Annotated in this window: 12 protein-coding genes; 6 read left to right on the top strand and 6 right to left on the bottom strand. The window is 72.1% G+C overall.

The annotated features are described in order from the left end of the window. Positions 1–25: 25 nt before the first annotated feature. From AMK31_RS02550 to leuA, 6 genes are all read right to left on the bottom strand, one after another. The gene (locus tag AMK31_RS02550) at positions 26–1,231 is read right to left on the bottom strand and encodes a sialidase family protein (protein ID WP_073938632.1); all 1,206 of its coding nucleotides are present in this window, start codon (positions 1,229–1,231) and stop codon (positions 26–28) included. Continuing rightward, positions 1,228–1,929 (bottom strand): response regulator transcription factor, encoded by a 702-nt coding sequence (locus tag AMK31_RS02545; protein WP_073938631.1) that lies wholly within the window; start codon positions 1,927–1,929, stop codon positions 1,228–1,230. Before AMK31_RS02545 ends, AMK31_RS02550 begins: the two co-directional genes overlap by 4 nt. Continuing rightward, a complete protein-coding gene (locus AMK31_RS02540; protein ID WP_073938629.1) occupies positions 1,926–3,173 on the bottom strand; it encodes a sensor histidine kinase in 1,248 nt (415 codons plus the stop codon). Before AMK31_RS02540 ends, AMK31_RS02545 begins: the two co-directional genes overlap by 4 nt. Positions 3,174–3,267: 94 nt before the next feature. Continuing rightward, the gene (locus AMK31_RS02535; RefSeq protein WP_073938627.1) at positions 3,268–5,337 is read right to left on the bottom strand and encodes an MMPL family transporter; all 2,070 of its coding nucleotides are present in this window, start codon (positions 5,335–5,337) and stop codon (positions 3,268–3,270) included. Between the two features lie 199 nt (positions 5,338–5,536). Next, positions 5,537–6,232 (bottom strand): tellurite resistance TerB family protein, encoded by a 696-nt coding sequence (locus AMK31_RS02530; RefSeq protein WP_073938625.1) that lies wholly within the window; start codon positions 6,230–6,232, stop codon positions 5,537–5,539. 189 nt (positions 6,233–6,421) lie between these two features. Next, the gene (leuA, locus tag AMK31_RS02525) at positions 6,422–8,143 is read right to left on the bottom strand and encodes a 2-isopropylmalate synthase (RefSeq protein ID WP_073938623.1); all 1,722 of its coding nucleotides are present in this window, start codon (positions 8,141–8,143) and stop codon (positions 6,422–6,424) included. A gap of 318 nt (positions 8,144–8,461) precedes the next feature. Between leuA and AMK31_RS02515 the strand changes: the two genes are divergently transcribed. The 6 genes from AMK31_RS02515 (at position 8,462) to AMK31_RS02490 (ending at position 14,005) form a co-directional block, all read left to right on the top strand. Further along, positions 8,462–9,514, top strand: a complete 1,053-nt coding sequence (locus AMK31_RS02515) for a M4 family metallopeptidase (protein WP_073938621.1) — start codon at positions 8,462–8,464, stop codon at positions 9,512–9,514. 21 nt (positions 9,515–9,535) lie between these two features. After that, positions 9,536–9,802 (top strand): protealysin inhibitor emfourin, encoded by a 267-nt coding sequence (locus tag AMK31_RS02510; protein ID WP_073938619.1) that lies wholly within the window; start codon positions 9,536–9,538, stop codon positions 9,800–9,802. A 57-nt stretch (positions 9,803–9,859) separates the two neighbouring features. Further along, positions 9,860–11,167 carry a GH1 family beta-glucosidase gene (locus AMK31_RS02505; RefSeq protein WP_073938617.1) on the top strand — a complete coding sequence of 436 codons (1,308 nt, stop codon included), beginning with the start codon at positions 9,860–9,862 and terminating at the stop codon, positions 11,165–11,167. A 192-nt stretch (positions 11,168–11,359) separates the two neighbouring features. Next, on the top strand, positions 11,360–12,796 hold the full coding sequence (locus tag AMK31_RS02500; RefSeq protein ID WP_073938615.1) for a S8 family serine peptidase: 1,437 nt from the start codon (positions 11,360–11,362) through the stop codon (positions 12,794–12,796). A 51-nt stretch (positions 12,797–12,847) separates the two neighbouring features. Continuing rightward, positions 12,848–13,069, top strand: a complete 222-nt coding sequence (locus AMK31_RS02495; RefSeq protein ID WP_073938614.1) for a hypothetical protein — start codon at positions 12,848–12,850, stop codon at positions 13,067–13,069. A gap of 66 nt (positions 13,070–13,135) precedes the next feature. Continuing rightward, positions 13,136–14,005: a thermonuclease family protein gene (locus tag AMK31_RS02490; protein ID WP_073938612.1), complete on the top strand. Its 870-nt coding sequence runs from the start codon at positions 13,136–13,138 to the stop codon at positions 14,003–14,005. Positions 14,006–14,010 lie beyond the last annotated feature (5 nt).

The raw sequence follows: 14,010 nt of genomic DNA, 5'->3' as shown, positions 1-14,010 counted from the left end.
CCCGGCCTGATCGGCGAGACACCCCCTAGAGCCGGTCGACCGGCACCCGCCGGAACTCGATGGTCTCGTAGGGCCCGTCCACGCCCGTCTCGAACAGCACCCCGACCGTCGCGCGGTCGACTCGGGCGAGGTCGGAGTAGGCGGACCGGTTCCGGGTGAGGGTCAGGGACTTGGTGAAGGTGGTGCCGCCGTCGGTGCTGCGCCACAGGGCGAGGGCGCGGCGGGCGGCGGGGTCGGAGGGGGCGGAGAGGAGGAGCGGGGAGCCGGGCGGCTGCAGGACGCTCGACTGGACGACGGGGACGTCGTCCAGGGCGGGTTGGGGGGTGTAGGGGCGGTCGAGGGTTTCGCCGCCGTCGGAGGAGTGGGTGTCGAGGCGGTTGCCGGGCAGGGTGCCGTGCTGGTCGCGGGCGTTGAGGTAGACGCGGCCGTCGGGGAGCTGGGCGGCGGTGCTCTCGTTGGCGTTGGCGTGGCCGTCGTAGGAGTCGTCGGTGAAGCCGAGCCGCCAGGTGCGGCCGCCGTCGTCGCTGAGCAGGGCGTGGCCGCCGTAGTACCGGGGTTCCGCGCCGGTGTCCGGGGATCCGGCGGGCGGCGCGGCCGAGTGGTTGGCCGGGACGACCAGGCGGCCCCTGTGGGGTCCGTGGGTGAGGGCGAGGGCGTGGCCGGGCCCGGTGGCGTACCAGCGCCAGTGCGCCGGCTTCACCGCCGCCGTGATCTCGTACGGCGGTGAGAAGCGGCGTCCGTCGTCCAGGCTGCGCTGCACGAACACCCGCCGCCCCCGCTCCGGCGGGACCCCTCCCCGCATGATCCGCGCCTCGGTCGCTTCTCCGCCGTTGAAGCAGGTGACGAGGACGACGGCGCCGGTGCGCGGGTCCACCACCGGCGCCGGGTTGCCCCGGGTGTCGCCGCGCCCGGCGGCCACCACGGTCGGCGGGCCCCAGGTGCAGCCGCCGTCGGTGGAGCGGCGCAGGACGACGTCGATGTCCCCGCTGTCCCCGGCGCCGGTGCGCCGGCCCTCCGCGAAGGCGAGGACGGTGCCGTGCCGGGTGGTGACGACGGCGGGGACGCGGTAGGCGGCGTAGCCGCCCTGCCCGGAGACGTAGGGCACGGAGGAGGCGCAGCCGGGGGCGGCTTCGGCGGGGGCCTGTGCGGAGGCGGTCGGAGCGGGGGCGGTCAGGGCGGAGGCGGCGAGCAGGACGGCGGCGGTGAGGAGGGTGCGGCTCGGGAGGGTCATCGCTCTCCAGAAGACTGACGGACGTGACTGTCCGTCACATGCCTCCCCGGCGTCACCAGCCCCGACTCGTACGCCACGATGACCAGCTGGGCCCGGTCCCGCGCCCCCAGCTTGCCCATGATGCGGCTGACGTGCGTCTTCGCGGTGAGCGGACTCAGGCCGAGGGTTTCGGCTATCCCGGTGTTGTTCAGGCCGCGCGCGACGAGCGTGAGCACCTCGCGTTCCCGCTCGGAGAGGCATTCGGGGCCGCCCGTGGCGGGGGCGGCGGAGGGGCTGCGCAGGAAGCGGGCGATCAGCCGGGAGGTCGGGCCGGGCGACAGCAGCGCCTCGCCCGCCGCGACCGTGCGGATGGCGTCCAGGAGGTCGGCGGGTCTGGTGTCCTTCACCAGGAAGCCGGACGCCCCGGCGCGCAGCGCCTCGACGATGTGCTCGTCGGTGTCGTAGGTGGTCAGCACGAGCACCTTCACACCCGCCAGGTCCTCGTCGGCGGCGATCAGCCGGGTCGCCTCGATGCCGTCGAGGTCGGGCATGCGGATGTCCATCACCACGAGGTCGGCGCGTTCGGCGCGGGCCAGTTCGACCGCCTCCCGGCCGGTGCCGGCCTGGCCGACGACCTCCATGTCCCGAGCGGACTCGACGAGCATCGCGAACGCGGCCCGTACGAGGGTCTGGTCGTCGGCGAGCAGGACGCGGATCATCGGTTCCCCTCGGTTCTGGCGGTTCTGGCGGTTCTGGCGGTTCTCAGCGGCAGTACGGCGCGCACCGCGAAGCCACCGTCGGGCCGGGGGCCGGCGTCGAGTGTGCCACCCACGCTGCGGGCCCGCTCACGCATGCCGACGAGTCCGAAGCCGGGGGTGGTGCCGGAGGGCGGGCCGGTGCCGTCGTCGGTGACCGACAGGTGCAGGCTGCCGTCCCGTTCGGCCAGTTCGACCCGGACGGCCGGGGCGGGCCCGGCGTGCCGTACGGCGTTGGTCAGCGCTTCCTGCACGATCCGGTAGGCGGCGGCGCCGACGGCGGGCGGCACGTCCTCGGCCCGCACCTCCAGTTCCGCCTTGGCGCCGGCGGCGCGGGCGGTCTCCGCGAGGTCGGTCAGCCCGTGCACGCCGGGCAGCGGCCCGCGTATCTCCGGCCCGTCGTGCTCGCGCAGCACCTCCAGGGTGGTGCACAGTTCACCGCGCGCGGTGCGGCAGGTCTCGGCGATGTCGTCGAGGGCGCTCGCGACGGCGGCCCGGTCGAGGCGGTCGGGGTCGGCGTTCAGCACGTGCGCGGCGACGGAGGTCTGCACGCCGATCAGGGTGATGCTGTGCGCGAGCAGGTCGTGCAGGTCGCGGGCGATGCGCAGGCGTTCCTCGGCGACCCGGCGGCGCGCCTCCTCCTCGCGGGTGCGTTCGGCTCGTTCGGCGCGCTCGACGATGGCGGCGACGTACTGGCGGTAGAAGCGGACGTCGATGCCGACGAAGAGCACGGCGATCACCCAGCCCGAGATCCGCAGCAGCTCCAGTGCCTGGTGGCTGTTGACGGTGAACATGACGCTGAGCGAGACGGCGAGCACCGAGCCGCCGGTCAGCAGGGTGCGCAGGGGGCGGCTGGTGACGGCGACGGTGTAGAGCGCGACGTACGCAGCCGGGGTCGGGGCGGCGTGGTTGTAGTCGAGGGCGTGGTACGGCGCGACCAGCGCGACCACGGCGGCCAGCACCCACAGCGGGCGGCGACGGCGCCAGACCAAGGGCAGTTGGGCGGCCAGCAGCAGGGTCCAGCCGAGCGCGTCGGGCCGTCGCCCCTCGTCGGTGAGCAGGGCGACGACGACGGCGTGGGCGGTGGTGGCGAGGGCGAGCAGCGCGTCGTTGCGGAGGGCGTGCGGGGCGGTGAGCGGGTCACGGTTGATCGCCGCCATGATCCGCTCGCCGACGCGGGGCTTGTGGGCTTCGGGCACGGGGCTCATCCTCCGGGAGGAAGGCGCCCCTCCGGGAGGGAGGGGCGCCCACGGGGTCTCCACCGGGCGCACCCGGTCCACTGGGTCCACCGGGTCCACCGGGTCAGACGCGTTCCGGCTGCCGGACCTCGGGGACGGGGTCCGGCACCTTCGACAGCCGGCCCGGCCACCACACCCGGCGGCCGAGGGCGACGCTCGCGCTGGTCACCAGGTAGGTGCGGACGAGGAAGGTGTCCAGCAGCACGCCGACCGCGATGACGAAGCCGAGTTCGACGAGGGCCACCAGCCCCATGTTCAGCAGCACCCCGAAGGTCGCGGCGAGGACGAGTCCGGCGGAGGCGATCACCCCGCCCGTGGTGCGCAGCGCGGTGAGCGCCGCGGCGACCGGTTCGGCGCCGCGCGTGGCCTCCTCGCGCATGCGGTGCATCAGGAAGATGCCGTAGTCGACGCCGAGGGCCACCAGGAAGACGAAGGACAGCAGGCCCAGCCCGGGGTCGGTGCCCTGGAAGCCGAACAGCGGCTCGAACACCAGCCCGCCGATGCCGAGGGTGGCGCCCCAGACGGCGACGACGGCCGCCACCAGCATCAGCGGCGCGACGAGCGACCTGAGCAGGACGATCAGGATCAGCAGCACGGAGACGAGGACGATCGGCACGACGACGAGGGTGTCGCGGGCGTTGGTCTCCTCCAAGTCGATCTGCTGGGCGCTGGCGCCGCCGACGTAGGAGCCGTCGAGCCGGTCGCGCAGCTCCTCGATGGTCCTGGTCTCCCCCGCCGACTGGGGCGGATCGGCGGCGAGGACGGACACCTCGGTCCAGCCGTCCCCGGTGCGTCCGGCGGTCGCGTCGGTGACGCCGGGGGTGTCGCGGATCTCGGCGAGGGTGGCGTCGGCGCGGCCGGCCGGGGTGAGGACGGTGATGGGCTGGCTGGACCGTTCCGGATAGGCGTCGGCGAGGGTCCGCATGGCGGAGACGGACTCCGGCCGGTCGACGAAGGAGTCCTCCTGCTTGAGGCTGCCGGGCAGGTTGAACGCGCCGAGGGCGAGCGCCCCGAGCAGGACGGCGCCGCCGGCGAGGACGGCGAACGGGCGCCGCCCGGCGGAGGTGCCCATCGCGGCGAACAGCGACCGGCCGGCCTTCGGGGTGCTGCCGTAGGCGGGGATGAGCGGCCAGAACACCCGGCGGCCCAGCAGGACCAGCAGGGCGGGCAGCAGGGTCAGCATGGCGACCAGCGCGCACAGCACGCCGACGGTGCCGAGCGGGCCCATGCCCCGGTTGGAGTTGAGGTCGGCGGCGAGCAGGCACAGCAGTCCGGCGGCGACGGTGCCGGAGGAGGCGAGCACGGCGGGCCCGCAGCCGCGCAGCGCGGCCCGCATGGCGTCGTACGGCCGCTCGACGCGCCGCAGTTCCTCCCGGTACCGGGAGACCAGCAGCAGCGCGTAGTCGGTGCCGGCGCCGAAGACGAGGATCGTCATGATGCCGGAGCTCTGCCCGGATACCTGGGTGCCGAAGGCCTGGTTGAGGCCGTAGGCGACGCCCATGGAGAGGTAGTCGGCGATGCCCGCCACGACGAGGGGCACCAGCCACAGCACGGGGCTGCGGTAGATGAGGATCAGCAGGACGGCGACCACGCCGACGGTCGTGTACAGCAGGGGCCCGCCCAGCGAGTCGTACACCTTGGCGGCGTCCGTCGTCAGCGCGCCCGGACCGCCGACCTCGACGCTCAGCCCGTCCGCACCGCGGGCGACCTCCCGGACGTCCTCGACGAAGGCGTCCCGTTTGTCCTCGTCGCCGCCGGGCGCGTTGCTGGCGACCGGGTACATCAGCGTGGTGCCGTCCTTCGAGGGCACGCCCTCGGGGGGCGCGGCCAGTTCGTGGGCTCCGGCGATCTCGTCGACCTGCCGCCCGGCGACCGTCCGGTCGGCGGCGGTCAGCCCCCCGTCGCGGTGGTAGACGAGCACCAGTTCGGTGGTCTCCCCGCCGGGCAGCCGGTCCTGTATCTCGGCGACCTGCGTGGAGTCGGCGTTCGCCGGGAGGTAGTCGGTGACCCGGTCGCGCTGTACGTCGGCGAGCTTCGCGGCGAACGGCGAGGCGAACGCCAGCACTCCGATCCACAGCGCGAGCACCACCCACGGCACGGCTCGTCGCCTGCCTGTCGTCTGTCCGGCCCCCATGGAACGGGCCCTCCCTCCGTGAGTGTTGTCTGGATGCGGTTCCAGACTCCCGGCGGGGGCGGGCGGATTCGTCGCGCGTGAGGGCGAGTTCGGTGATACTTCCGGGGGTGGCACGAGGGGTGCATTACTCCCCGTGGAGTACCGGAGAGCACCGGGGGACCGCGTTCATGGCGACGGTGACCGCGTCCGGCTCCGGACCCTACGACGGCGTGCGCGCCGCCACCAGCAGGCGTGTCACCTCGTCCGCGCAGATGGTGAGGGCGGCGCCCACGGTGGCGAGGACGTCGCGTTCGGCGGGTGTGTACGGGCCGTCGGCGAGGGCGATGCGGGCGCCCTGGAGCAGGATCGACTCGCGGCCGGTGGCGGCGAGGTGCGGGGCGAGGGGGTCCAGCGCCTCGTGCAGCTCTATGGCGAGCCCGGGGCCGCAGGGCGCGCCGGTGATGCGGCCGGTGTCCGCCTCCAGCGCCTCGACGAGGGCGGCCAGCTGTTCCTCGGTGCAGTCGTCGAAGCCGGCCGCGCGCACCGCGGAGGCGGCGGCCTCCAGGGCCGCGCGGGAGCCGGCGCCGCCCGCGGCGAGCACCGCGAGGGCGATGGTGTGCACGGCGTCGCGGAGCATCGCGGAGAAGCGGGTGGTGGTGGGGTGGTCGAGGACGTCGGTGCCGTAGTGGTGGCGGCAGGCCGCGCACTCGACGACGGGTCCGCTCGTGCCGCGCGGCAGTACGGGCATACCGAGGACGGTCAGGCGGCGGCGCCCGGTGAGCCGCTGGTAGTTGCGGTCGCCTCCGCAGCGCGGGCAGAAGAACGCGCCGTCGCCGACGGGCGTCCACGCGGTACGGGTGCCCAGAATGCGCGAAAGCCCGGTGACACGGCCGTCTCGTCCCCGTCCTGGCAGCACGTCGCAGCACCTCCGTAACCCCGCGGCAACATCGCCGCGCTGGCGTGATGTTAGCCACATGGATGAGGCCTAGTCAGCACCTCGGACGAGACCTTTCCGTGACCTGGTCGGGTGGATGGCCGGTAAACGACGGGGTCCCGCCCGCCGGGAGACGGCGGACGGGACCCTCGAATCCCCGGTGGGGGCGGTTCAGCGGGCGGCCCGGTTGACGGCCGAGACGACCGCCTTCAGGGAGGCGCGGGTGGTGTTGGCGTCGATGCCGATGCCCCACAGCACCTTGCCGTCGATCGCGCATTCGATGTAGGAGGCGGCCTGCGCGGAGGCGCCCTCGCTCATCGTGTGCTCCTGGTAGTCCAGCAGGCGTACGTCGATCCCGACGGACTGCAGCGCGTCGAAGAAGGCCGAGATCGGACCGTTGCCGGAGCCGGTCAGCACGGTGTCCGCGCCGTCGACGGTGGCCTCCACGGTGAGCGTGTCGACGCCGTCGCGGTCGGTGGTGGACTGCCCGTTCTTGACCTGAATACGACCCCACGGGTTCTCGGGGTTCGGCAGGTACTCGTCCTCGAAGATCGCCCAGATTGCCTTCGGGGTGACCTCGCCGCCCTCGGCGTCCGTCTTCGCCTGGATGATCTTGGAGAACTCGATCTGCATCCGGCGTGGCAGCTCCAGCTTGTGCTCGTTCTTCAGCACGTACGCCACGCCGCCCTTGCCGGACTGCGAGTTCACCCGGATGACCGCCTCGTAGGAGCGGCCGACGTCCTTCGGGTCGATCGGCAGGTACGGCACCGCCCACTCGATGTCGTCGACGGTGACGCCCTTGGCCGCCGCGTCGGCCTCCATGGCGTCGAAGCCCTTCTTGATGGCGTCCTGGTGGGAGCCGGAGAAGGACGTGTAGACCAGGTCGCCCACGTACGGGTGGCGCGGGTGGACCTCCATCTGGTTGCAGTACTCCCAGGTGCGGCGGATCTCGTCGATCTGGGAGAAGTCGATCTGCGGGTCGACGCCCTGGGAGAACAGGTTCATGCCCAGGGTGACCAGGTCGACGTTGCCGGTGCGCTCGCCCTGCCCGAACAGGCAGCCCTCGATGCGGTCGGCGCCGGCCATCAGCGCCAGCTCGGCGGCGGCGACGGCCGTGCCGCGGTCGTTGTGCGGGTGGACCGACAGGCAGACGTACTCGCGGCGGGACAGGTTGCGGTGCATCCACTCGAAGCGGTCCGCGTGGGTGGACGGGGTGGAGCGCTCGACGGTCGCCGGCAGGTTGAGGATGATCTCGCGGTCCGGGCCGGGCTGCCAGACGTCCATGACGCCCTCGCAGACCTCCAGCGCGAAGTCCAGCTCGGTGTCGGTGAAGATCTCCGGGCTGTACTGGAAGCCGAAGTCGGTCTCCGGGCCCAGCAGCTTGTCGGCGTACTCCATCACCAGGCGGGTGCCGTCCACGGCGATCTGCTTGATGTCGTCCTTGGAGCCGCGGAAGACGACCCGGCGGAAGACCGGGGCGGTGGCGTTGTACAGGTGGACGGTCGCGCGGTGGGCGCCCTTCAGGGACTCCACGGTCCGCTCGATCAGGTCCTCGCGGGCCTGGGTGAGGACGGAGATCGTCACGTCCTCGGGGATGGCGCCGGGCTCCTCGATGATCGACCGGACGAAGTCGAAGTCGGTCTGGCCGGAGGCCGGGAAGCCGACCTCGATCTCCTTGTAGCCCATCTTGACCAGCAGGTCGAACATGGCCCGCTTGCGTACCGGGGACATCGGGTCGATCAGGGCCTGGTTGCCGTCCCGCAGGTCGGTCGACAGCCATCGGGGGGCCTTGGTGATCCGCTGGTCCGGCCAGGTGCGATCGGGGATGTCGACCTGCTCGTAGCGGCCGTACTTGTGGATCGGCAGGGAACTGGGCTGCTGGCGGTTGGCCATGATGCGGGGGCTCCTAGGGGTGTCCGGAAGGACGGCCGACGGCAACGCCAAGCTCCGCGGGGAGGGAGTCGACCTGGACTACAGGCCCTCGCCGCGGCAGCTAAGAAGAAGCAGCCCGAAACGCATGATGCGCAGCATGCTAGCCGAGCCGCTCCCGGGTGCGGGGCTCCGTATCAGTATGCGGGACCCGGGGGATAAACCGGGCAAAACGTGTGCCATACCACTTGGCGCGGACCGCAGGCGGCCGACACGTCCGTATTTCACCAATCATGGTTGCGGACGGTGACAAACAGCTCACTCGGTGCGATCGTGCGGTGCATGACCGCCGTCTTCTGCACAGTCGTCCCGCCCCACCTCCTCGACAAGCTGGCCCAGGCCGACGACCCCGCGCTCGCCGAACCCGCCCGCCGCACCCTGGTGCGCGACAGCGAGCTGCGCGGCCGGCGCCGGGTGACCACCGAGTTCCGCCTCGCGGCCGCACCCGCGGCGAAGGCGCCCTCGGAGCAGCCGCTGCGCACGATCTACGACGCCGAGCACAAGACCGCGCTCCCCGGCACCAAGGTGCGCGGCGAGGGCGAGGACCCCGGCCGGGACGCCACCGTCAACCGCGCCTACTCGGGGCTCGGCGCCACCTTCGACCTGTTCCTGAAGGTGTACGGCCGGCACTCCATCGACGGCGACGGCCTGCCGCTGGACGCCACCGTCCACTACGACGAGAACTACGGCAACGCCTTCTGGAACGGCGAGCAGATGGTGTTCGGCGACGGCGACGGCGAGGTCTTCCTGGACTTCACCCTGCCCATCGACGTCATCGGCCACGAACTGACCCACGGCGTCACCCAGTACACGGCGAACCTCACCTACTACGGCCAGCCGGGCGCCCTCAACGAGTCGATGTCCGACGTCTTCGGCTCGCTCATCAAGCAGTACACGCTCGGCCAGACCGCCTCCGAGGCCGACTGGCTGATCGGCGCCGGCCTGCTCGCCCCGGGTGTCACCGGCCGGGCCCTGCGCTCCATGAAGGAGCCGGGCAGCGCCTACGACGACGACGTCCTCGGCAAGGACCCGCAGCCCGCGACGATGGACGAGTACGTCCGCACCGGCCGCGACAACGGCGGTGTGCACATCAACTCCGGCATCCCCAACCACGCCTTCTACCTGGCGGCCACCGCGCTCGGCGGCCACGCCTGGGAGCGGGCGGGCCAGATCTGGTACGACGTGCTGACCGGCGGCGAGCTGAGCGAGCGGGCCTTCTTCACCGACTTCGCCAAGCTGACCGTCAAGGCCGCGCGGGAGCGCTACGGCGACGGCGGCGACGAGCAGGAGGCGGTGCGCAAGGCCTGGGAGCAGGTCGGGGTGCGCACGCTGTAGTTCCGTACTAGACAGGGACCCATGCGTATTCAGGTGAGGCGCACGGGCGGGTTCGCGGGCATCGAGCGGTACGCCGAGATCGACACCTCGGGCCGCGCCGACGCCCCCGAGTGGCAGGCCCTGGCCGAGCGGGCGATGTCCGCCGGCCGGGGCACGCCCCCGGTCGGGGTGCCGGACGGCTTCAGCTACCAGATCACCGTGGACGGGACGACGGTGTACGCGAGCGATCCGCGGCTGACGGACGACCAGCGGGCGCTGATCACGCGGGTGCTCAAGGAAGGGGCGTAACTCCGGTCCCACGCAGGGGCGTTGACTTCCGTTACCGACGGTACGGATGATCCGCCCATGGCGACGACGAACCCGATACCACAGTTCCCCGCCGGCTTCCTGTGGGGCGTGTCGACCTCGGCCCACCAGATCGAGGGCGCGGCCGACGAGCGTGAGCCGTCCGTGTGGGACGCCTTCACGGCGGAGCCGGGGCGGGTGAAGGACGGCTCGACGGCGGCGGTGGCCTGCGACCACTACCACCGCCACCGCGAGGACGTCGCCCTCCTCGCCGGCCTGGGCGTGGACGCCTACCGCTTCTCGGTCTCCTGGCCGAGGGTGCGCTCGCGGGGCGGCCTCGGCTTCTACGACCGTCTCGTGGACGACCTGTGCGCGGCGGGCGTCCAGCCGGTCCCCACCCTGTTCCACTGGGACCTGCCGCTCGGCCTGGACTGGCTGGACCGGGACACGGCCGCCCGCTTCGCCGAGTACGTCTCGGCCGTCGCCGACCGGCTCGGCGACCGGGTCACCCGGTGGATCACCCTCAACGAGCCCGCCGAGCACACCCTGCTGGGCCACGCCCTCGGCGTGCACGCCCCCGGCAAGCGGCTCCTCTTCGACGCGCTGCCCGTCGCCCACCACCAGCTGCTGGCACACGGCCTGGCGGTCCGCGCGCTGCGCGCGGCCGGCGCCGGCGGCATCGGGATCGCCAACTCGCACGGGCCGACCTGGGCCGCGTCCGAGGAGAGCGCGGACGTGGCGGCGGCGGACTTCTACGACGTCCTGCTGAACCGGCTGTTCGCCGACCCGCTGCTGCTCGGCGCGTACCCGGCGGGGCTCGGGGAGCTGATGCCGGGGGACGTCGAGGCCGACCTGAAGGTGATCGCCGAGCCGGTCGACTGGTACGGCGTCAACTACTACGCGCCGACCAGGGTGGGCGCCCCGCAGGGCGCGGAGACCGACTTCGGCGGTGTGCGGATGCCCGCCGAACTGCCCTTCTCGGTCCGGGAGATCGAGGGATTCCCGACGACGGACTTCGGCTGGCCGGTTGTCCCGGACGGGCTGACCGAGCTGCTGACCGGCTTCCGTGACCGCTACGGCGACCGGCTCCCGCCGGTGGTCGTCACCGAGAACGGCTGCTCGTACGAGGGGATCGACGACCAGGAACGCATCGCCTACCTGGACGGCCACATCCGCGCCCTGCACCGGGCGGTGGCGGCGGGTGTGGACGTGCGGGGCTACTTCGTCTGGTCGCTGCTGGACAACTTCGAGTGGGCGGAGGGGTACGCGCGCCGGTTCGGCCTCGTCCACGTGGACTACGAGACGCTGGCCCGCACACCGAAGGCGTCATATCGCTGGTTCCGGGAGGTGCTGCGGGACCGGCGCTGACGGACGCGGCCGGAGGGAGTTCCTTGACTGCGCGCTCAACCATGCAACCGTCAACTACCCCACCAGTTGCACGTGCTGGGCGGTATTCATAGATTTGTGGTAGATGCCGGTCCTGCGGCATATTCACCTGTCACGCCGTGCCCACGGGTCGGCCTGACATACGCGGGGGGGGGCTAGTAGGAAGACTGAACCATGGCCAAGATCAAGGTGCTGCTCGAGGTCGAACCGCCCCAGGCCGAGCAGCCCGAAGGATTCAGCGCCTTCCGGGAAGCCATAGCCTCCGAGCCGGCGGCGCTCGGCCAGGCCCTTCCCGGCCTCGACCTGGTGGCCGGGCTCGGCGTCGAACCGGACGAGAACTTCGTCCCCGTCCCCATGTTCGGCACAGCCCCGGAAGGAGAACGCGAGGCTCACGAACCGCTGGGCGCCCTGCGGGAGTTCGCGGTTCCGGAAACCAACCCGGACATCGCGCCGACCTCGGTCGTCCTGCCGGTGGAGGTCTCCCCCACCCAGCTGGCGGAGCTGGGGGAGCGCGAAGGGGTCCGGGTGTGGCCGAACTCCCCGCTCCACCTGTTCCACCACGAGGAGGAGCAGGGGGTGAACGAGCCGGGCGCGGTGCCGGGTGCGGAAGTCGAGGCGAACGCGTTCGATCTCGCCCGCTCCCGCGCCGGCCTCGACTGCCGGCCGTTCCGCCCCGGGGTCACCGTCGCCACCGTCCGGGCCCTGCTGGGCGTCGAGCGGCCGTGGCGGGACGGCTTCCGTGGGCAGAACATCGTGGTCGGCATCGTCGACGAAGGCGTGAACGGGCAGGTCTACCCGGTCTCCGGCGGCTTCACCAGCCCGGGAGCCACCCTCCAGCCAGGGGCCGCCCCGATCACCAGCCACGGCTCGATGTGCGCCGCCGACATCCTCGTCGCGGCCCCTGCGGCGCGGCTGTACGACTACCCCTTCCTCGGGCGGCCCGACTCCGGCACGGCGCTGACCATGTTCCAGGCGATCCTGGAGCATCGTCGGCTCGACGGCACGCCACAGCTGACGAACAACAGCTACGGGTACACGGGCGTCCCGCGCCGTGAGCTGGACCCCCACCACGAGATCTGGGCGATCAACCACCCGATGCACCGCAAGGTGCGCGAGGTCGTGGCCTCCGGCGCGGCGGCGTTCTTCGCGGCCGGCAACTGCGGCGCCCAGTGCCCGAGCGGCAACTGCCGCCGTAGCGGAATCGGCCCCGGACGCTCCATCCACGCCTCCAACAGCCTCGCGGAGGTCATCACGGTCGCCGCGGTCAACAGCCGCCAGGAGCGCGTCGGTTACTCCTCGCAGGGGCCCGGCATGTTCGACGAGGGCAAGCCGGACTTCGCCTCGTACTCGCACCTCTTCGGGAACTTCGGTCCGGGCCGCCCCGGCGGACTGGACCAGCCCTTCGACAACGGGACGTCCGCGGCCACCCCGGTCGCGGCGGGCGTCGGCGCGCTGCTGCTGTCCGCGTTCCCCGAGCTGACGCCGGAAGGGCTGCGCGAGGCTCTGCTGGCCGGGCTGGTCAACCCGACGGGCAAGGCCTGGGATCCCGGCTATGGCCGTGGCATCGTGAACGCCGCGGCGTCGTACTCGTTCCTGCTGCGGAAGGCCTGAGCCGCAGGAGCACCGAAAGAACCCCGTGGACCGGCGCCCGGGAGGGCATCGATGAAGTGGCTCCTGACCGTTCCGGTCGGCACCGACCTCGGCGACCTGGCGGCCAGGCTGTCCACCATCGGCGGCACCTTGCTGGATGTCGACCCGGTTCCGCTCGGTGACGACGAACTGGTGGTGCAGGCCGAAGGGCCGCACGACCTCGGCACCCGGGTGGCCGGCCTGGGCCTTCCGATCGAGGCCTACCCCAGCTCCGAGTTCGAACTGGGCGGTTGACGGGCTGACCCGCGAGTCGCAGAACCGGTCCACGGCGCTCAGCACACGACAACAAGGAGAGCTGCCATGCCGATGCTGCTCATCAAAGGCGCGTACAAGATCGTCGGCGCCAGTCCCGACGGGGACTCGGTGCGCTTCTACCCTGACGACCCGAAACAGTGGGACCTGCTGCGCGGGCGGCGGGTGCGGCGCAACCGCAAGGGCGGCGCACAGCTACGGCTCGACGGCATCGACACGCTGGAGACCCACTACCGCCCGCCCCGGGGACCCGAGCTGCACCAGCCGCCTCCGTTCGCCGACAAGGCCGCCGAAGAGCTGCTGTCCTGGCTGGGCTTCGAGGACGTACAGCGCAACTCCGACGGCATCGTCACCAGCAGCGACCCGGAGTCCACGCCCGGCTACATCTTCACCCGCGGCGCGGACGTCAACGGGCGTTGCGTCGCCCTCGCGGGCCGCGGCACCGACGCTCCCGGCACCAGCGGCAAGTTGGTCGACGTCACCGTCGGCCATCTGCGCGAGACCGCCAACCACCACCAGCTCACCGAGGGTCTGGCGTACCCCACCTTCTACCGCAAGCTCTTCGCCGACCTGCGCCAGGAGATGACCTCGGCTGCGCAGCAGGCCCGGCAGGCGAACAAGGGGCTGTGGCCCAAGGACCAGACCCTGAGCGGCGTGAAGCTGCAGGGCATGTCCACCCTCACCAATCACGCGGTGCTGTGGCCGAAGCTGTTCCGCCGCCTGGCGGACTACCTCCAGCTCAACGACGGCGACCCCTCACTGGAGGGCTTCCCCGACTACCTGGAGCAGCGGGACGACCGGCTGTTCATCCTCTCCACCGGGCAGTGGACCGGACTGGACACCGTCATCGACATCACCAACGGCAACACCCTGAAGGTCGTCCAGGCGCTGGAAGACCTCGTCTTCGACGAGAAGTAGCCCGG

The sequence above is a fragment of the Streptomyces sp. TSRI0107 genome, from assembly GCF_001905845.1.
Classification (GTDB): Bacteria; Actinomycetota; Actinomycetes; order Streptomycetales; family Streptomycetaceae; genus Streptomyces.
Note: the sequence above shows the minus strand (reverse complement) of the source record. Positions and strands in the feature narration are given on the sequence as shown.

Excerpts from the sequence above, each read along its gene's own strand:
- leuA (WP_073938623.1), bottom strand. The coding sequence starts at position 8,143 with ATGGCCAACCGCCAGCAGCCCAGTTCCCTGCCGATCCACAAGTACGGC.
- AMK31_RS02505 (WP_073938617.1), top strand. The coding sequence starts at position 9,860 with ATGGCGACGACGAACCCGATACCACAGTTCCCCGCCGGCTTCCTGTGG.
- AMK31_RS02510 (WP_073938619.1), top strand. The coding sequence starts at position 9,536 with ATGCGTATTCAGGTGAGGCGCACGGGCGGGTTCGCGGGCATCGAGCGG.
- AMK31_RS02535 (WP_073938627.1), bottom strand. The coding sequence starts at position 5,337 with ATGGGGGCCGGACAGACGACAGGCAGGCGACGAGCCGTGCCGTGGGTG.
- AMK31_RS02545 (WP_073938631.1), bottom strand. The coding sequence starts at position 1,929 with ATGATCCGCGTCCTGCTCGCCGACGACCAGACCCTCGTACGGGCCGCG.
- AMK31_RS02500 (WP_073938615.1), top strand. The coding sequence starts at position 11,360 with ATGGCCAAGATCAAGGTGCTGCTCGAGGTCGAACCGCCCCAGGCCGAG.
- AMK31_RS02490 (WP_073938612.1), top strand. The coding sequence starts at position 13,136 with ATGCCGATGCTGCTCATCAAAGGCGCGTACAAGATCGTCGGCGCCAGT.
- AMK31_RS02515 (WP_073938621.1), top strand. The coding sequence starts at position 8,462 with ATGACCGCCGTCTTCTGCACAGTCGTCCCGCCCCACCTCCTCGACAAG.
- AMK31_RS02550 (WP_073938632.1), bottom strand. The coding sequence starts at position 1,231 with ATGACCCTCCCGAGCCGCACCCTCCTCACCGCCGCCGTCCTGCTCGCC.
- AMK31_RS02540 (WP_073938629.1), bottom strand. The coding sequence starts at position 3,173 with ATGAGCCCCGTGCCCGAAGCCCACAAGCCCCGCGTCGGCGAGCGGATC.
- AMK31_RS02495 (WP_073938614.1), top strand. The coding sequence starts at position 12,848 with ATGAAGTGGCTCCTGACCGTTCCGGTCGGCACCGACCTCGGCGACCTG.